Source organism: Arsukibacterium sp. (assembly GCF_033721375.1).
Taxonomy (GTDB): domain Bacteria; phylum Pseudomonadota; class Gammaproteobacteria; order Enterobacterales; family Alteromonadaceae; genus Alishewanella.
This window is the reverse complement of sequence record NZ_JAWWAP010000008.1, coordinates 197,611-213,617: the sequence shown is the minus strand read 5'-3', so window position 1 is coordinate 213,617 and position 16,007 is coordinate 197,611. Positions and strand designations below refer to the sequence as shown.

Sequence of the window (16,007 nt, the reverse complement as noted above, 5' to 3'; positions counted from 1 at the left end):
TAATGAAGTTAAATCCGTATGATCTTATGACGCCAGAGAAAAAGCAGGCTGCCATAGCTAAATCTGTTGAAGTTAGAAAAGCAAATAAGCAGAAGCGAATTGAAGCTGCTTTGGCGAAGCGTGATTTAACCAAAGAAATTAACGAACTTAATAAAGAAGTTTCTCAATTAAAAGCATTAACGGTTGCAAGTAAAAGCCTTACTGGTGATGTTTTGCTGAAGGCTGATGAAATTGTAAAAGCATCATTGCCATTTAAGAAAATATGCGGTGTTTATTTTCTTATTAAAGATGGGAGCGTGGTTTATGTTGGCCAGTCTGTAGATATTTTCTCTCGACTTGGTTCGCATGAAAACTTTCTATCATTTGATTCTTATGCATTTATCGAATGCGTTAAATGTCAGTTGGATTTAATCGAATCTTTATACATACACACCCTTAGCCCGCCATTAAATGGCGACTTTAGCAACGGTAGTAAGCAATCCCCAATGTCTATGAAGACCATTCTAGCGATGGTGGGGAATAAATGAAAACAGTCAAAACATCGATAAGTGAAAGGGTAATTAAGGAGTATTCAGAGGATCTGACTGTTTCAGAATTAAGAGACGAAAAAAGCCCTCTGTGTATAAGGTTTAATAAATCCCGAGAAAAAGCTACATGGTATTTGGTTATTTACGAACTTGGCAAAAAACACCGGCAGCGGATTGGTTACTGGCCAGTGCTGAAATACAAAGATGCGCTGTCTATGGTTCCTGATGTACTTAAGCGGATCGGGAAAGGTGAGGATTTGCAGGTTAGCGAGTTTAAGACGGTAGATCAGCTTTTAAACTGGTACTTAGACCGCATTGGAAAAGAGGCAGTTAAAAGTCAGAGTAGAAGAAAAGGTGTTATAAGCGCGATCAATGTGCATTTATTACCAAGGTTGGATGGGATTGTTATATCGAACATTAAAAAAGCAGTTATTGATCAATTACTGATTATGCCCCTTCAAAATGCAGATTTAAAGCCATCCTCGATAAGACAATACTTTGCTGTTTTAAAGCGTGTGTTTGCCAGTGCTGCAGAGCTGGATTTAATTACTGTTAACCCAATGGCAGGCATGAAGTTCAGTGACCATATTCAAAAGCGCATTGTTCCAAAGTTCAGCAAGCTTCACGTTCAGGATATAAGCCGCATTGTTAATCAGGCTATGGGTCTGTCGTTAAGGTCCAAAAACCTAATTATGTTCATGATCTTGTTCGGAACCAGAATTGGTGAAACAAGGCAGATGCGCTGGAGCTATATCGACTTCGACACCAGGCAAATTATTTTCCCCGAGAAAATCACTAAAACCGGAATGGTGCACGTTCTGCCTATAACTGACGTTGCATATCAGCTGCTAAAAGAATTTGAGCAAAAGAATACAGGGCAATACTTATTTGGTTCTGATGATGCGCTTACGGCCAGCGAGGCTGACAAGCTTATTAGGTCGGTATCAAAGGGGCGTTTTAGTGCGCATGACTTACGCAAGGCCGCCAGGAGTGCCTGGGCAGAACTGGGTATTGATTACTGGGTAGCAGAGCGCTTGCTTAACCATAAGCCTAAAGGTTTGGATTTAGTTTATATCCAGGCTGACTCTCTGAAGTTAAAGCGCGAAGCTTTGGAACGGTACCATAACTGGATATTTAACAGTTTAAAAACCGATGAAAATAGCGGCATACAAAAATGATAAAAACCAACGAAAGGCAGGCATTGTCTAGCGTATAGGTGAATTTAGCGTTTTCCAACATGGAACACGCCAGAACATAGAAAAGAGGTTTGTAGTGCTTGAATTGACGTTGCCATACCCGCCATCGGTTAACAGTTACTGGCGTTCTGTTCCTGTTGGTCGCAAGGTTCAGGTACTCATCAGTGAAAAGGGCCGCCGGTTTCGTGCTGATGTAAGAAGCTGTGTTTTACTTGCTAAGGCAGCGAGGCAGTATTCAGGGCGGTTGCAGGTTCAGGTTAGTTTGCACCCGGCTGATGCCAGGCGCCGTGATATCGATAACTGCTTAAAGTCGCTACTCGATGCGCTGGGCCATGCCGGTGTTTATTTAGATGATAGCCAGATTGATGCGCTTAGCGTTTGCAGAAAATACAATAAGCCTGGTGGCGAGTGTGTGGTCAGGATCATGTTGCTGGATAGTACCTGCTGATGATAAAAGAGGGCGGTTGGATACATGGTGGTCATATTCTCCGGAGTGTTCGGGAGAAAAAAGGATTGACTCAGGATGAAGTCTGTTTAATGTCCAATATCGACCGTCGCACATACCAGCGCTGGGAGCGGAAACAGTCTGAACCGAGCTTTGGCCAGACAATGCAGATCTGTGAGTGTGCGTTTAAGGTTGATTTGTTAGACGCTGTAGCAATAGCCGTGGAGACACCAGAACAATGAACATTAAAGATTTACGGCAAGACCTTAAGCAGTGGGGCCGGTTCTGGTCAGATAAAGAGTCGTTGCAGGGCTATGCAAGCAAATCCAGTATTCATCGATGCGGTGAAGTGCTGCGAACAGGGTTGTGGATCAGCTCAGATAAGCACCTGTTCAGCCACCAGGCAGATAGTATTTATGTGCCTTTCTATATTAAGGCAATAGATAGTGCAGTTATAACACTGCCAGAGGTCCAGCGAGCTGTTGTTACCAGGCGCTATATAAAGGAGGTATTTCTTACTCCGACTGAAAAGCTGGCACTTTTGCATGCCGAATCAGCCCTTTTAGCTGAATTATACTAATTATTTTCAATTTATTTTGCTAAAGCGTCATTTTTGACGCTTACAGAGCCCTAATAAACCGCTATATTTCGCTAAGCTTGCACAAGTTCTAAATACGAACAGCGCATAAACCCTGGCCCCTCAGCCGGGGTTTTTTTATGGGGTAAATATATGGACTGGTCCAACTATCCGAACTTCAGCAAGGCTGAGTTTGATTGTAAGCACACTGGGAAGTGTGAGATGGAACCGGCATTTATGGAGCGATTGCAGACACTGCGCATTGCTTTTGGCAAGCCAATGCAGATAAGCAGCGGTTACCGTGCACCGCAACACCCTATTGAAGCGGCTAAGGCCAAGCCTGGCCCACACAGTACCGGCCGCGCTTGCGATGTGATTGTTCGTGGATCTGATGCATTAAAGCTGGTTGAGTTGGCAATAAAGCATGGCTTTACCGGTATAGGCGTTAACCAGAAAGGTAACGCACGATTTATTCACCTGGACGACTTGAGCAGCATCGATGGCCGGCCAACTATCTGGAGTTACTAAAATGCCAGCATTTCTATTGAAGGTTGTTAAAGGCCTGGCCATTCACTTTGCTACTAAGTATGCAGCAGAGTTATTGGTTAAGGCTGCCATCGAAGCGATGGAGAAAGCCGCTAAGCGCACCAGCACTGTTATTGATGATGAGATTGTCGCTAAGGTTAAGGCTGACCGCGACACTATTATCAGCATTGTGCGTGGCAAAGGCTAATAGATGCGTGATGATCAAGTGAATCCGGAAGTCCCTACTAAGTGGGGACCTGATAAGCGCAGCTGGCATCTGGATAAAACCATAAGCGTTGGCCATCTGGTTAGCACACTAATCATTGCTGTGTCTGTGTTCGGCTGGGCAGTAACCCTTGATAAGCGCGTTGAGCAGAACGCACTGGCCATCATCCATTTAAAAGAGCAGCAGCATGCTGAACAGAAGCGTGTTGAGCAACTGCGCAGTGAGATTAAGCAGGACCTTCGGGATATTAATCATAAGCTGGACAGGCTGATTGAAAGCCAGGCTAAGCGCTAATGCCACGTACCAGCAAGCCATGCCGAAAGTGCAAGACAGTGCTTACCCGTGATGCATCTGGTTACTGTGAAACATGTAAGCCTGCAGATGGAACCAATTGGACAGGTTGGCAGCAGCAACGCGGAAACCGACATGAGCGTGGATATGGTAGTAAGTGGCAGGTTTTACGTGCAGAAATTCTGGAACGTGATGAGCATCTGTGTCAGATCTGCATCAAAAGTGGTGTGTTCACCAGGGCCACTCACGTCGACCACATTAAGCCGAAGGCACAAGGAGGCACCGACGATAGGGCGAACCTGCAGGGCCTCTGCAAACCGTGTCACGACGCCAAGACGGCCACAGAACGGACAGGGGGGGCGGGGTAAATCTCTACAGCCTGGCCCAGCTGTACCGCCCCTTAAGTCATATTTTTACACCCGCGAAATTAAAAGTTTAACCCGGCGGGCTGGTTGAGGTCCTATGTCAGGTACACAGATCGTTGCCGGACGTGGCCGCAAGCCAAAGCCAACAGCGCGTAAACGGGCTGAAGGTAACCCGGGTAAAAGAAAGCTGAATGATCAGGAACCCGATTTTTCAATTATCCATTCGGTCGATGCACCAGAGTGGCTATCTGAAAATGCTCAGGTCATGTTCAAGCTGGTAACCAACGAGCTTTGCCGCGAGCAGGTTCTTACTGCGACCGACCTGCATAACGTTGAGGCGTTCTGCACCAGTTATTCAAACTGGCGGTTGGCCCAGTCTGAAATTGACCAGAAAGGGATCACGGTAAAGGGCGCTATGGGCGGGGTGATCAAGAACCCTGCAGTAACCGTGGCCAACGAGTCATTGCGACAGCTGGTAACGTTCGGATCCTTGCTTGGTCTGGACCCATCCAGCCGTAGCCGGTTAATTGGCGCTGCCAAAAAGCCAGCTGGTAACCAGTTTTCAGAGTTTTAAATGGCTAAGGTAGAGCGGTACCCGCACGTTAACCGGGCAAGTAAGTATGCCCGTGATGTAGTGGCCGGCCGAATACCCGCCTGCAAGTATGTGCGTCTGGCATGCGAACGTTACCTGGTAGACCTTGAACAGCAGTCGAAGAAGGTATTTAAGTACCGTTTCGATAAAGACAAAGCTGAACGGGCCTGTCGGTTTCAGGAAAAGCTGCCCCATACCAAAGGCGAATGGGCGTTCCGTGGTGAACGGCTGAAGCTTGAGCCCTGGCAAAGCTTTGCAATTGCCAACGCCTTTGGCTGGGTTCGTAAGAAAGGCGGTCGCCGGCGCTTTCGGGAAATATACACCGAGGTACCGCGTAAAAATGGTAAGTCGGCGCTTAGTTCCGGCGTGGCCGTGTACACCTTTGCTGCTGATGGTGAGTTCGGCGCCGAGGTTTATGCCGGCGCCACTACTGAGAAACAAGCGTTAGAGGTATTCCGGCCAGCAAAGCTGATGTGTTCCAGAACGCCGGATCTGCTGGCGCATTTTGGTATTGAGGTTTTTGCCAGCACGATAAGCAAACTGGCAGACGGTGCGAGACTGGAGCCGCTAATTGGTAAACCCGGTGACGGTGCCAGCCCCAGCTGCGCCATCATCGATGAATACCACGAACACGATACCAGCGATTTATACGACACCATGCTTACCGGTATGGGCGCCCGGTCGCAGCCTTTGTTGTGGATCATTACCACAGCAGGCGCGAACATCGAGGGCCCGTGCTACGACAAACGCCGCGGTGTTATTGAAATGCTTGAGGGCATAACACCCGACGACGAGCTATTTGGCATTATTTACACTGTTGATGCCGAAGACGACTGGACAGATCCGGCAGTACTGCGCAAGGCAAACCCGAATATGGGTGTGTCGGTGCATGAAGATTACCTGCTAAGCCAGCAGCAGCGGGCCATTAAAAACGCCCGGTTTACCAATACGTTCAAAACGAAGCATTTGAACATCTGGGTAAGCGCTAAAACCGCATTCTTTAACCTGGAATCGTGGAAAGCCTGCGAAGACAAAACCATGGAAGTCTCTGCTTTTGCCGGGCAGGAATGCATTATCGCCAACGACTTGGCCACCAAACTGGACTTAACCGCCATGGTTCCGCTGTTCTGGCGCGACATATGTGGCAAGCGGCATTACTACTGCATTGGCAGTAAGTTCTTTATTCCATACGACACCGTTTATAACAGCGATGATCAGAAGCTGGCGCAGCGCTACCAGAAGTGGGCGAACACCGGCAGCATCATCGTTACCGACGGTGCCGAAATAAACTTTAAAGACGTGATGGAAGAAATACTTAACTTCCACCGCGAAGCCCCTGTGCGTGAGGTGCCGCTGGATCCGCACGGTGCCACCGCACTGGCGCACGACTTAGAGGGCGAGGGCCTACTGCCGGTAAATATACCGCAGAACTACACCCACATGAGCGAACCCATGAAAGAACTGGAAGCCGCGATACAAAGCGGCCGGTTCCACCATGACGGCCACCCGATACTTACCTGGTGTATTGGTAACGTGGTTGCTCAGGTAACGCCAGACGAAAAAATGATGCGCCCGGTTAAAGAAAAGCGGGGCTCAGTAAACAAAATAGACGGTGCAGTCGCGCTGATCATGGCAATTTCACGAGCAATGGCTCACGAAGATGCTGGAATAGATTTCTCAAAACTGAATGTGGAAGACCTGCTTTTATGATTGGATCAATCAGAAAATGGTTTGGGGGTTCGGATACGTCGCTTGAAAAGCGTAGTGATCCACTCGAAAACCCAGCCAATCCACTTTCAATGGATGAGATCGCCGATTACCTGGCTAATTATAGCCATGTTTCAGAAGACTCAGGCATGCGGCTGGCCGCAGTTTACAGTTGTATTTATGTTTTAAGCAGCAACCTGGCCCAGCTGCCACTGCATGTTATGCGGCGCAAAGGCGATATGGTGGAAAAGGCTACAGATCACCCGGCATATTGGCTATTGCATAACGAACCGAACGAATACTTAAGCAGCTACGACTGGCGTGAAACAGCGCAGACCCATGCCGTTGGCTGGGGTAATAGCCTTAGTAAATTAGTTCGGAATAAAAAAGGTGAGTTACAGCAGATTGTTCAGGCTAAAGCCTTTGGCAACTCAATTAACACACTTAACAACCGACTTTACTTTGGGTTTAACCATCCAGATGAAGGATTGCAAACCGTAAGCCATTACGACTGTATCCACATTAAAGCATTCGGTTCTAATCAGCGCTGGGGTAAAAGCCCAATAACCCAGCATGCTGAAGCAATCGGGCTTGGCCTGGCTGCTCAGGGTTATGGTTTGCAGTTCTTCCAGGGTGGCGGCCGCCCGACTGGCGTTTTGTCAGCTAAAGGTGCAATGAACGATAAAACCTTTGGCAGCCTACTCGAGCTGTGGAAAAAATCAAAAAGCCAACTACAGCAAGATACAAATAAAACATTGCTACTGCCTGCTGAGCTTGAATATAAGGCGATAACCATTTCGCCTAATGATGCTCAGTTTCTGGAAACTCGTAAGATGACTAGAAGTGAGATCGCCGGCATCTTCAATGTGCCTGCGCACATGATTAATGATCTGGAAAAAGCCAGCTTCAGCAACATAACAGAAAGCTCAATTAACTTCGTTCGTTACACCATGATGCCTTACATCATGAAATGGGAGCAGGAGTTAAACCGCAAAATATTTACCATGGCAGAGCGTAAAGCCGGCTATTACGTCAAGTTTAATGTTAAAGGACTGCTGCGTGCCACACCAAAAGAGCAGGCAGAGATAGTAGCGTCTGGCATTAACTCAGGTTACCTGAACCGCAATGAAGCACGGATCCTCGACGATATGAACCCGGTTGAAGGGTTGGACGAATATTTAATATCAGTAAATGCTGCCCAGCAAACTGGCAAAAAAACAGAAGGTGATACCGATGAGTGATTATGAAAAGCGCTGCTTTGCCAGCGAGGTTCGTGCGCAAACAGAAGAAGGGCAGCCAGCAAAAATAGTTGGCAACGGTGCCGTATTTAATTCCCGCTCTGAAAACTTAGGCGGCTTCCGTGAAATTATTATGCCGGGCGCCTTTGACGATGTGTTGAACGATGATGTTCGCGCCACATTTAATCACGATCCAAACTTCATACTTGGCCGGTCTTCATCAGGAACGCTTCGAATTGCCACCAATGATGATGGCCTGGGTTATGAAATTGATGCACCCAGCACACAAACCATCCGTGATTTAGTGTTATCACCTATGGCCCGGGGCGATATCAAAGAAAGCAGTTTCGGCTTTCGCGTTGCACAAGATGGTGACGAATGGCTGCAGGATGATGAAGGCATTATTGTTCGCAAAATTCACCGCATGAGTAAGCTTTTTGATATTGGCCCGGTAACCTTCCCAGCTTATCAGGCAGCGAACTCGGCTAAGCGGTCAATGGAGCAGCTAAAGCAGGCCATTGAACAAAACATTCATGTTCGCGCCATGAACGAAAAATCCTACAGAGAGCGCATGCTTTCAATTTTACGATAACCCGCAAGTGGAACTATCCCGCCCGCAGCTTGCGGGTTTTTTATTTTAAAGGAGCATGAAAATGCCAAAGCTACACGAGTTACAGCAAAAACGTAACGCCATTGCCATGTCAATGCGTCAGTTAAACGAAAAAATTGGTGATAAATCTTGGTCACCAGAGCAGCGCTCTGAATGGGATCAGCATAAAGCCAACTATGATGAAGTAGACCAGCAAATCAGCCGGGAAGAACACCTGCAGGGTTTGGAAAGCCGCCATTTTGATGAAGATCATGAGCAACGTGGTCAGGCCGGCAAAGACCAGGACAACAAAGGCGAGCCGGGTAGTGAGTACCGTTCAGCTTTTGAAAAGTTCATGCGCAACGGCCATCAGGAATTAACGCCTGAAGAACGGTCAATTTTTAAAGAGTACCGTGCGCAATCATCAACAGTTGCTGGTAAAGGTGGCGAAACCATTCCCACTGAATTCCGCGGCCTGATCGTGGATAAAATGAAAGCGTATGGCGGTATTGCAAATATCTGTCAGCTGCTGGAAACAGACAAAGGCAACCCAATGGAATGGGTTATCACCGATGGCACTAACGACCTGGGTGATCTTGTTGGTGAAAGTGAAGAAGCGGCAGAAGGCGATGTTACGTTCAGCATGGACAGCCTGGGTGCTAAAAAGCTTAGCTCTAAGATTATCCGGGTGCCAAACGAACTGCTGCAGGACAACAGCGTAAACATGGAAGCTTACCTGGCTCAGCGCATTGCCAGTCGTATTGGCCGTAAAGAGGCTCAGCTAATTGTGCAAGGCACTGGCGCAGGTACGCCGCAGCAAAACAAAGGCTTGGTTGTATCAACTACGCTGTCACAGGTTGCCGCCGCTGTTGCTGCAATTTCAGCGCAGGACTTCTTAAACCTGAAACATAAAGTTGACCCGGCTTACCGTACCAGCGCTCGTTTCGCGTTTAACGACACCACGCTGCTGCTGTTAAAGTCACTTAAAGACTCGCAAGGCCGTCCGCTGTGGTTACCGTCAATTGCTGGTGTTGCACCGTCTACTATCGACGGCGATCAATACACTATCGACCAGGCCATTGCTAACGTTGGCGCTAGCGGTGTTTCAGCGTTTTATGGTGACTTCAGCAAATTCGTACTGCGCCGCATTCGCTACATGACATTAAAACGTCTGGTAGAGCGTTATGCAGAGTTCGACCAAACCGCGTTCCTGGCATTCCACCGGTTCGACACTGTACTGGAAGATACCAGCGCTATTGCAAAACTGGCTCACCCAGCAAGCTAATAGTTGAACCAAACAAGGCCAGATAATTCTGGCCTTATTTAACCGGAACACCGGAGAACAGTAATGGCCAGAAAGCAAACATCTGCAACCAATGCAGATAAAACCAAAAGTGATAAGCCAGCAGTGGCGCCAGATCAGCAAAAGAAATGCGTTGTTGTTATGACGGTACCCATGGCTGGCATTGGCATTGATTGGGCAATCGGTTTAGAGCAACAGTTAGCCCCGTTAGCAGCGCATCGTTTAGTAATTGCAAATAATGCTAAATACCTGAATGAAGAAGATGCGGAATTAGCTGCTCAAGCCGCAGCTGAAGCTGAAGCATTAGCCGCGGATGAAAAAGCCAACGCAGATCTAGAAGAACAAAAGGATACCGCTGAATAATGCTTACTCTGATCAGCATAAAGCGCCAGCTTCGGCTGGAAGATGAAGATCTCGACGACAACCAACAGGGCTATTTGTTAGAACTGGAAGCGGCCGCCGTCGATATGCTGGAACAGCACCTTAACCGCAAACTTTATGCCGATCAGCAAGCTATTGACGATGATCCTGCAGCAACAGTAACCGCTCTGGTTATCCCGCCATCAGTAAAGCGGGCAGGGCTAATGCTGGTATCAGATATGTACGAAAACCGGGGCGTAACCAGCATATTATCGCTGAACGACAACCCGGTATTTAACGCTGCGCTCAATCCATACCGGATTTACCCCAATGGCTATTGAGGCAGGCAAACTGCGCCACCGCTGCGAGTTATACAGCGTAAACCGCGATAACCGCGACGCATCTGGCCAAAAAGTACCGGCTTACGTGCTGGTTCGGCCGTTCTGGGCCGAAATATTAACCGCAAAGCAGGTGCAGCAACGCATTGCCAACGGCATGGAATACCCCAATGCCACCACATTTCATTGCCGGTTTATGCCCGGCACTGACGTAACGCCCGACATGGCCGTGCTTTACAAGGGCAAATATTACGATATAGAGCAGGTAGAAAACCCCAAGGGGCTTAATATCGAGCTGTATATCATGGCAGGGCATAAGCTATGAGCATCAAAGTTACCGGGCTAAAAGAGCTACAGGCAGGTTTAACGCAGTTAGGCGGTAAATTTGCCAGAGATGCAGCACGTAAAGCCCTTAGCGATGCGGTTAAAGTGCCTCAAAAGGCAATGAAGCAAGCTCTACCAACCAAAACAGGAACCGCCAGGCGGAGTATCAGAGTTAGAACCCGAATTGATGGTAACGGCGTACCAGTTGCATATGTTGGTTCATTTGACAAAAAAGCCTGGTATATAAGGCTGCTTGAACGCGGAACAAAGCCAACTAAAACGAATGTTTTTTTCACGCGAAAAGCCGCAAAGCGTTCAGGCAAGCCAAAGATAATGAAAATAGGGAGCCGCTACGCCACGGCCCGAAATCACCCCGGCTTAACCGCTGGAAAATACCTTGAAAATGCATTCGAAAACAACATTGAAGCCACTCTTACTCAGCTTAAGAAGCGACTTCGTGAGCAGATAGTTGTTCAGACTTTCAAGAAGATAAAATCATCATGAGTATTGAAGCTGGAATTAAAGATCTGCTGAAAAACGATACCGACATATGGCAGTCAGTAAATAGTCGAATAACCCCGCTTGAACGTGATGAATCTGGCCCTTTACCTGCAATTGTTTATCGTAGTAGCGAGCCACAGCAAGAACGCCTGCTAGATGGTAGTTTTGAAAATATCGCGAGGATCACTATTAGCTTTGAATGCTGGGGTGGTACTTATATTGCCGCCAAAATACTGGCTGACAGGGCAATTAAAGTTTTGGAAAGCTTTACCGGCGAAATTGAAATTTATCCCGGTAAAACGGTGAAAATAATGATTATTAATGCCGCGCCAGTTGGCGAGGACAAAGAGTTTAACTTGCCAACCAATCTGGTTGAGTTCGAAGTAAATATAATTTACCAACCCTAAGGAGAAACACCATGGCCGTCATCGGTGCAGGTACTAAGTTTAAATTTAAAGTCGCTCCAGCCACAGAATTTACGTTGTTGCCGGGTGCTCGTTCAATTGGTGATACCGGTGCAGAGCGCCCACTTGTGGACGCTACCCCGTTAGATAAATTGGATAAAGAATATATCGCCGGTATGAAAGACGGCGATGAAAAAGACATTGTTTTTAACTACGAAATAGCTGATACAACCCAAAAGTTATTCCGTGATGCCGCAAGAGCCGGCACGCCAGCTGATATTGAACTTGAGTACCCAAACGGTGCCAAGGCAACGTTCTCACTGGTTCTGCTCAGCTTCCGGGTGCTAAATCCAGAGTCAGAGCAAGCGCTGCAGTGCAGTGTGAAATCGAAAGTATCTGGTCCAGTAACCTGGGACGAAACCGTAACCCCATAATTTAGGGAATATCATGTCAACCAACTCAAAAAAGTCAGTGCTGGCGATGGCACTGGCTCACGTTGATTTAAAGACTGAAATTGTCGTTGTGCCAGAGTGGAATGACGCTGAAATAACGCTTTCAGAAATGTCAGGTGCAGTGCGCGGTGCTTACGAGGCCTATATGGCCACAGCAGGTTTTTACGATAAGGAAACAGGGCAGGCTATTGAAAGCAAGTTTCGCCAGTTGTTCCGGCCTGCCGTAATAGCCTTTTCTCTGGCTGATACAGAAGGCAATCTGCGCGAAGATTTAGTTAATCAGTTGGCCAGCAAAAGCCCCAAAGCGCTGGATCGCTTATTTAAGGTGGCAGACAAACTTAACCTTTTGTCTGCGGGCGCCCATGAGGACGCAGCAAAAAACTAAAAAAGCAGCCTTACCGGCAATTTCTGTTCATGCTGGCCAGCCACCTGCACAAAACGGTGTCAGAGCTTGAGAAAAGCTTAACCAGTGCTGAGCTTACCGAATGGGCTGCGTATTTTAATTTAAAACCCGATGACACGCCGAAAATAAGCGTGGCCGACGAAATAGCCTTAATGAAAGAGGAACTGGGCGGATGTCAAAAGACATAATTGCCAATTTAGTAGCCAAAATGGAGCTTGATGGTGCCCAATTCCAAAAGGAAATGGCCCGTGTAAACAAATCCACTAACGGCTACCAAAAAAACATTAAGGCAGCCAACGACAGTCAAGGGCGATTCCGTAAAGAGTTTAGCCGCTTTACTGAGGGTATCGGCCGCGCTCCGGGCCCGCTCGGATCCTTAACAAACGGGCTTGGCAGTTTAACGAGTGGTTTGGGTGTGGCTGGTGGCGCGGCAATTGCTGCAGGGGCTGCAGTCGCGGCTTTGGGTGCAATATATGCGAAAGGCGTAGCAGTGGCCGCTCGCTTTGAGCAAAGCCAGTTTCGTATTGAAGCGCAGTTGCGAGCAAATAACAGTGCTGCCGGTTTAACCAGCCGTGAAATAACCGATCTCGCTGATAGCGTTGCCCGGAATACATTGGCAAGTGTAGATGGTGTTCGCCAGGCTGCAGGCATTCTTATGCAATTTAAGTCTGTGCAGGGCGAAACATTTAAAGAAGCCATAATGTTAGCACAGGATATCTCTGCAATTTACGGCAACGGTCTTCCTGAAAACATTAAAAAGCTCGGTAAAGTTCTTTCTGATCCGGCCAATGCGATAGGTGAACTTAAAGAAGTTACCGATCGGTTTGATGAATCGCTAAAATCAACTATCAGAACAATGGTTGAAAGTGGCGATGTTGCCGGTGCCCAGAGACTGATATTAAAAGAGCTGCGTGGGGTGGTTGGTGGTTCAGGTGCTGGAGAAGGTCAGGGTTTAGCCGGTGCAGCTGACGGTCTTGGTCAAAGCTGGGAAGCTCTACTAAACAATATAGGTAACACCAAGCCTGTCATAGCGGCAACATCCGCACTCGATGGGCTTTTGCAGCGTGTTAATAAAGAGATTGCTCCTTTCGATATGCCGGTAGATGAAATGCCGGCACGTTTAAAAGAGCTTCAAGCAGAGTATGACGCAACTGCAGCAGCCCAGAAAAAATACTTAAATGGCAGAGATCCAAAAACACTATCTCGGCGGCCGGCTCAGAAAAACAGTGGTTTTCAAAGCGAATTAAATGAAATTAGTGCCGAACAGAAAGCGCTAACTAAAATTTACAACGAAGAAATGCTGCAACGTGAACTTGCTGCAGAGCAGGCAGAAAGGCAACGGTTAAAAACTGAAAGTGAAGCTGCTGCATTAAAAGCGCAAACTGCAAAGAAAGCCGCTGACGAAAAGCTTAAGCGGGATATAGCCAGTTCAAAGAATACCCTGTTCCAATTAGATAGCCAGTACGCCAGTGAAGAAGAAAAACTTCAGCTGGCCAGCGATAAGCGGTTACAGCAAATCAGTACGCTCATCGCATCGGAAGCTGATCTACGCAGAATGGGTTTCGACTCTGTTGAACAAATGCGGGCAGATTACCAGGCTAAAGAGCTTTCATCACTTGATGCCCAAATAGCTGAATTAAAAGCACGCAAAGACAAGGAACGTGCCGACAATGAAGACAGGGCCCAGGCTGAAATCGATAAAGAAATTGAACATCAGAATAACGTAATTGAATTCCGCCGTGGTCAAATGGATTACGTTGCTGATCAGTATAAAACTGAACAGCAGCTTATGCAGGAATACTATGAAGACCAAGAGCAGATTGTTAGGGATTACTACTCTAATGTCGGGGGCATTACTGAGGAAGGTGAGGCGTTAATTGCCGACATTAAGAAGCGGGCGAAGTTAGATCAGCTTAACTTTAATATTCAAAACACCCAAATGATGCTTAGTTCTGGGCAGGAGCTTTTTGGTAGTCTCGCTGAAATGGCCAAGAACCACAAAGGAGAGCAGTCCAAAACGTATAAAGCGATGTTTGCGGCCAGTAAAGCTTTCGCAATTGCTCAGTCTACGGTTTCGATCTTTCAGGGTATAGCGAATGCAGCTGCAGTGCCTTGGCCGCTAAACTTAGCTGCTATTGCTTCTACTATTTCTGCAACTGCGGGCTTAATATCAAATATCACTGGAACGCAATTAAGCGGCGCCCGCGCTAATGGTGGCCCAGTTGGCCCTAATGGCTGGTACTTGGTTGGTGAGCGTGGTCCTGAGTTACTTCGTACTGGCAGCGGTACAGGTAAAGTAACCAGTAATGAAAATTTACGTGCAGCACTTCAAAGCGGTGGTCAGTCAGGTCAGCAGGCAAACTTTAACTTTAACTTTACCGGCATGGATAACGACAGCCTGCTCGAAATGCTAATGGAAAACAGAGGCGCTATTGCTGGTATGGTAAGCAGTGCTTTTGAGGACCAAGGCATAAGACTGGCAGGTTAGATGGGTTTGGTGGTTTAATATAATAATGCTAAATTCAAAATTAAATTCCAAGGCTAAGATTAACCTCAATGAAAGTGATTATTAAATTTTTAGTGCTAACTGTAATTTTATGTTCTGCATTTTTTGGTTGGTACTATTTTCACGAACAATCGTTTCATGATCTGACAACTCCATATCTTGCTAAAAAGTGGGTTAAGGCTGAGCTTAATGACCCCAACAGTGCGATATTCAGAAATACAAAAGGTTACTGTGGTGAAGTTAACTCAAAAAATAAAATGGGTGGGTACAATGGGTTTGTTAGGTATGTCGCAATACATGAGGGATTAGTAAGCTTTGAAGGCGAAACATATTCTGATTTTGACGAGTCTTGGCGAATAAGTTGTGAGCTGACATTGAAAGAGTGGGAAGTGGAATTCTGCAAGGAAAACCCCGAAGCAGTTTTCTGTTAGCTTCAAGTGTTGGCAGTCTATTTCTGGTATTACCATATTAATAAATAACCTAATAACCCGCTACGGCGGGTTTTTTATTACCTGAATTCGGGGAATTATGAGCCAACTACCAGCAGTATTTAAAGTGCAAGAAGCTCGGTTCGCCAGCATCGATGCCAACATAAGCACCGAAAGCAAAACCTATATTGAGCATGTGCGCGCTATACCTGGGCACAAGTGGGAAATAACCCTGATCAGCACGCCTTTAACGCCGGATCAGCTGCGTTCTGCTTTTGGCTGGGCGTGTGGCTTAAAGGGCCGGTTTACTGCCTTTACTGCCGTAATACCGCGCTATAGCGATACAAAAGGGGTTGGCTCTGGTGCGCCTGTTGTTCGAACAGCAACAAGCCAGGGTGCAACTGCAGTACCAATGGAAGGTTTCAGTGGCCCTGTTACTGGCCAGCTTCTGGCTGGCGACTTTGTTAAGTTTGCTAACCACAGCAAGGTTTACATTGTAACCGAAGACGCCAACAGCAACGTCAATGGCCAGCTTACTTTGAACATACACCCGCAGTTAATGAAAGCCGTGCCGCTGAATACCGCTCTGGTAATCCGCGATGTTCCGTTTTTATTGCGCAAAGTACGTGATGTGCAGGAATTCAAAGTAGACGGCCGTGCCGGCGGTATTGCCAAGTTAGAGCTTGATTGCCGAGAGGCGCTATAACTAA

Annotated in this window: 24 protein-coding genes; all 24 read left to right on the top strand. The window is 47.2% G+C overall.

What is annotated here, in order from left to right:
* Positions 1-2 precede the first annotated feature (2 nt).
* Positions 3-527: a GIY-YIG nuclease family protein gene (locus tag R3187_RS14125; protein ID WP_318967697.1), complete on the top strand. Its 525-nt coding sequence runs from the start codon at positions 3-5 to the stop codon at positions 525-527.
* Positions 524-1,705 (top strand): tyrosine-type recombinase/integrase, encoded by a 1,182-nt coding sequence (locus R3187_RS14120; protein WP_318967696.1) that lies wholly within the window; start codon positions 524-526, stop codon positions 1,703-1,705. Before R3187_RS14125 ends, R3187_RS14120 begins: the two co-directional genes overlap by 4 nt.
* Positions 1,706-1,799: 94 nt before the next feature.
* On the top strand, positions 1,800-2,171 hold the full coding sequence (locus tag R3187_RS14115) for a RusA family crossover junction endodeoxyribonuclease (RefSeq protein WP_318967695.1): 372 nt from the start codon (positions 1,800-1,802) through the stop codon (positions 2,169-2,171).
* A complete protein-coding gene (locus R3187_RS18800) occupies positions 2,171-2,410 on the top strand; it encodes a helix-turn-helix domain-containing protein (RefSeq protein WP_413229030.1) in 240 nt (79 codons plus the stop codon). Before R3187_RS14115 ends, R3187_RS18800 begins: the two co-directional genes overlap by 1 nt.
* Before the next feature lie 488 nt (positions 2,411-2,898).
* Positions 2,899-3,273 (top strand): D-Ala-D-Ala carboxypeptidase family metallohydrolase, encoded by a 375-nt coding sequence (locus R3187_RS14110; RefSeq protein ID WP_318967694.1) that lies wholly within the window; start codon positions 2,899-2,901, stop codon positions 3,271-3,273.
* 1 nt (position 3,274) lies between these two features.
* Positions 3,275-3,478 (top strand): hypothetical protein, encoded by a 204-nt coding sequence (locus R3187_RS14105; protein ID WP_290614723.1) that lies wholly within the window; start codon positions 3,275-3,277, stop codon positions 3,476-3,478.
* Positions 3,479-3,481: 3 nt separating this feature from the next.
* Positions 3,482-3,790: a hypothetical protein gene (locus tag R3187_RS14100; RefSeq protein ID WP_318967693.1), complete on the top strand. Its 309-nt coding sequence runs from the start codon at positions 3,482-3,484 to the stop codon at positions 3,788-3,790.
* Positions 3,790-4,155: an HNH endonuclease gene (locus R3187_RS14095; RefSeq protein WP_318967692.1), complete on the top strand. Its 366-nt coding sequence runs from the start codon at positions 3,790-3,792 to the stop codon at positions 4,153-4,155. Before R3187_RS14100 ends, R3187_RS14095 begins: the two co-directional genes overlap by 1 nt.
* A 94-nt stretch (positions 4,156-4,249) precedes the next feature.
* Positions 4,250-4,726 (top strand): phage terminase small subunit P27 family, encoded by a 477-nt coding sequence (locus tag R3187_RS14090; protein ID WP_318967691.1) that lies wholly within the window; start codon positions 4,250-4,252, stop codon positions 4,724-4,726.
* Positions 4,727-6,454 carry a terminase large subunit gene (locus R3187_RS14085; RefSeq protein ID WP_318967690.1) on the top strand — a complete coding sequence of 576 codons (1,728 nt, stop codon included), beginning with the start codon at positions 4,727-4,729 and terminating at the stop codon, positions 6,452-6,454.
* Complete coding sequence (locus tag R3187_RS14080; protein ID WP_318967689.1) at positions 6,451-7,692, top strand: phage portal protein; 1,242 nt, start codon at positions 6,451-6,453, stop codon at positions 7,690-7,692. Before R3187_RS14085 ends, R3187_RS14080 begins: the two co-directional genes overlap by 4 nt.
* Positions 7,685-8,281, top strand: coding sequence for an HK97 family phage prohead protease (locus R3187_RS14075; RefSeq protein ID WP_318967688.1), 597 nt, complete (start codon positions 7,685-7,687; stop codon positions 8,279-8,281). Before R3187_RS14080 ends, R3187_RS14075 begins: the two co-directional genes overlap by 8 nt.
* Before the next feature lie 61 nt (positions 8,282-8,342).
* Positions 8,343-9,563 carry a phage major capsid protein gene (locus R3187_RS14070; protein ID WP_318967687.1) on the top strand — a complete coding sequence of 407 codons (1,221 nt, stop codon included), beginning with the start codon at positions 8,343-8,345 and terminating at the stop codon, positions 9,561-9,563.
* Between the two features lie 63 nt (positions 9,564-9,626).
* Complete coding sequence (locus R3187_RS14065; RefSeq protein ID WP_318967686.1) at positions 9,627-9,944, top strand: hypothetical protein; 318 nt, start codon at positions 9,627-9,629, stop codon at positions 9,942-9,944.
* Positions 9,944-10,282 carry a head-tail connector protein gene (locus R3187_RS14060; protein WP_318967685.1) on the top strand — a complete coding sequence of 113 codons (339 nt, stop codon included), beginning with the start codon at positions 9,944-9,946 and terminating at the stop codon, positions 10,280-10,282. The genes R3187_RS14065 and R3187_RS14060 overlap by 1 nt, the downstream gene beginning before the upstream one ends.
* The gene (locus tag R3187_RS14055; RefSeq protein ID WP_318967684.1) at positions 10,272-10,604 is read left to right on the top strand and encodes a phage head closure protein; all 333 of its coding nucleotides are present in this window, start codon (positions 10,272-10,274) and stop codon (positions 10,602-10,604) included. Before R3187_RS14060 ends, R3187_RS14055 begins: the two co-directional genes overlap by 11 nt.
* A complete protein-coding gene (locus tag R3187_RS14050) occupies positions 10,601-11,107 on the top strand; it encodes an HK97-gp10 family putative phage morphogenesis protein (RefSeq protein ID WP_318967683.1) in 507 nt (168 codons plus the stop codon). Before R3187_RS14055 ends, R3187_RS14050 begins: the two co-directional genes overlap by 4 nt.
* Positions 11,104-11,511, top strand: coding sequence for a hypothetical protein (locus tag R3187_RS14045; RefSeq protein WP_318967682.1), 408 nt, complete (start codon positions 11,104-11,106; stop codon positions 11,509-11,511). The genes R3187_RS14050 and R3187_RS14045 overlap by 4 nt, the downstream gene beginning before the upstream one ends.
* 11 nt (positions 11,512-11,522) lie before the next feature.
* Positions 11,523-11,942, top strand: a complete 420-nt coding sequence (locus R3187_RS14040; RefSeq protein ID WP_318967681.1) for a phage tail tube protein — start codon at positions 11,523-11,525, stop codon at positions 11,940-11,942.
* Positions 11,943-11,955: 13 nt separating this feature from the next.
* The gene (locus R3187_RS14035) at positions 11,956-12,345 is read left to right on the top strand and encodes a hypothetical protein (RefSeq protein WP_318967680.1); all 390 of its coding nucleotides are present in this window, start codon (positions 11,956-11,958) and stop codon (positions 12,343-12,345) included.
* Between the two features lie 29 nt (positions 12,346-12,374).
* On the top strand, positions 12,375-12,551 hold the full coding sequence (locus R3187_RS14030) for a hypothetical protein (protein ID WP_318967679.1): 177 nt from the start codon (positions 12,375-12,377) through the stop codon (positions 12,549-12,551).
* The gene (locus R3187_RS14025) at positions 12,536-14,851 is read left to right on the top strand and encodes a phage tail length tape measure family protein (protein WP_318967678.1); all 2,316 of its coding nucleotides are present in this window, start codon (positions 12,536-12,538) and stop codon (positions 14,849-14,851) included. Before R3187_RS14030 ends, R3187_RS14025 begins: the two co-directional genes overlap by 16 nt.
* A 68-nt stretch (positions 14,852-14,919) precedes the next feature.
* Positions 14,920-15,300, top strand: coding sequence for a hypothetical protein (locus R3187_RS14020; RefSeq protein WP_318967677.1), 381 nt, complete (start codon positions 14,920-14,922; stop codon positions 15,298-15,300).
* 97 nt (positions 15,301-15,397) lie between these two features.
* Positions 15,398-16,003, top strand: a complete 606-nt coding sequence (locus tag R3187_RS14015) for a hypothetical protein (protein WP_318967676.1) — start codon at positions 15,398-15,400, stop codon at positions 16,001-16,003.
* Positions 16,004-16,007: the final 4 nt, after the last annotated feature.

Bases quoted from the DNA above. Each gene is read 5' to 3' on its own strand.
- R3187_RS14125 (WP_318967697.1), top strand. From the start codon at position 3: ATGAAGTTAAATCCGTATGATCTTATGACGCCAGAGAAAAAGCAGGCT.
- R3187_RS14120 (WP_318967696.1), top strand. From the start codon at position 524: ATGAAAACAGTCAAAACATCGATAAGTGAAAGGGTAATTAAGGAGTAT.
- R3187_RS18800 (WP_413229030.1), top strand. From the start codon at position 2,171: ATGATAAAAGAGGGCGGTTGGATACATGGTGGTCATATTCTCCGGAGT.
- R3187_RS14110 (WP_318967694.1), top strand. From the start codon at position 2,899: ATGGACTGGTCCAACTATCCGAACTTCAGCAAGGCTGAGTTTGATTGT.
- R3187_RS14105 (WP_290614723.1), top strand. From the start codon at position 3,275: ATGCCAGCATTTCTATTGAAGGTTGTTAAAGGCCTGGCCATTCACTTT.
- R3187_RS14100 (WP_318967693.1), top strand. From the start codon at position 3,482: ATGCGTGATGATCAAGTGAATCCGGAAGTCCCTACTAAGTGGGGACCT.
- R3187_RS14095 (WP_318967692.1), top strand. From the start codon at position 3,790: ATGCCACGTACCAGCAAGCCATGCCGAAAGTGCAAGACAGTGCTTACC.
- R3187_RS14090 (WP_318967691.1), top strand. From the start codon at position 4,250: ATGTCAGGTACACAGATCGTTGCCGGACGTGGCCGCAAGCCAAAGCCA.
- R3187_RS14085 (WP_318967690.1), top strand. From the start codon at position 4,727: ATGGCTAAGGTAGAGCGGTACCCGCACGTTAACCGGGCAAGTAAGTAT.
- R3187_RS14080 (WP_318967689.1), top strand. From the start codon at position 6,451: ATGATTGGATCAATCAGAAAATGGTTTGGGGGTTCGGATACGTCGCTT.
- R3187_RS14075 (WP_318967688.1), top strand. From the start codon at position 7,685: ATGAGTGATTATGAAAAGCGCTGCTTTGCCAGCGAGGTTCGTGCGCAA.
- R3187_RS14070 (WP_318967687.1), top strand. From the start codon at position 8,343: ATGCCAAAGCTACACGAGTTACAGCAAAAACGTAACGCCATTGCCATG.
- R3187_RS14065 (WP_318967686.1), top strand. From the start codon at position 9,627: ATGGCCAGAAAGCAAACATCTGCAACCAATGCAGATAAAACCAAAAGT.
- R3187_RS14060 (WP_318967685.1), top strand. From the start codon at position 9,944: ATGCTTACTCTGATCAGCATAAAGCGCCAGCTTCGGCTGGAAGATGAA.
- R3187_RS14055 (WP_318967684.1), top strand. From the start codon at position 10,272: ATGGCTATTGAGGCAGGCAAACTGCGCCACCGCTGCGAGTTATACAGC.
- R3187_RS14050 (WP_318967683.1), top strand. From the start codon at position 10,601: ATGAGCATCAAAGTTACCGGGCTAAAAGAGCTACAGGCAGGTTTAACG.
- R3187_RS14045 (WP_318967682.1), top strand. From the start codon at position 11,104: ATGAGTATTGAAGCTGGAATTAAAGATCTGCTGAAAAACGATACCGAC.
- R3187_RS14040 (WP_318967681.1), top strand. From the start codon at position 11,523: ATGGCCGTCATCGGTGCAGGTACTAAGTTTAAATTTAAAGTCGCTCCA.
- R3187_RS14035 (WP_318967680.1), top strand. From the start codon at position 11,956: ATGTCAACCAACTCAAAAAAGTCAGTGCTGGCGATGGCACTGGCTCAC.
- R3187_RS14030 (WP_318967679.1), top strand. From the start codon at position 12,375: ATGCTGGCCAGCCACCTGCACAAAACGGTGTCAGAGCTTGAGAAAAGC.
- R3187_RS14025 (WP_318967678.1), top strand. From the start codon at position 12,536: ATGTCAAAAGACATAATTGCCAATTTAGTAGCCAAAATGGAGCTTGAT.
- R3187_RS14020 (WP_318967677.1), top strand. From the start codon at position 14,920: ATGAAAGTGATTATTAAATTTTTAGTGCTAACTGTAATTTTATGTTCT.
- R3187_RS14015 (WP_318967676.1), top strand. From the start codon at position 15,398: ATGAGCCAACTACCAGCAGTATTTAAAGTGCAAGAAGCTCGGTTCGCC.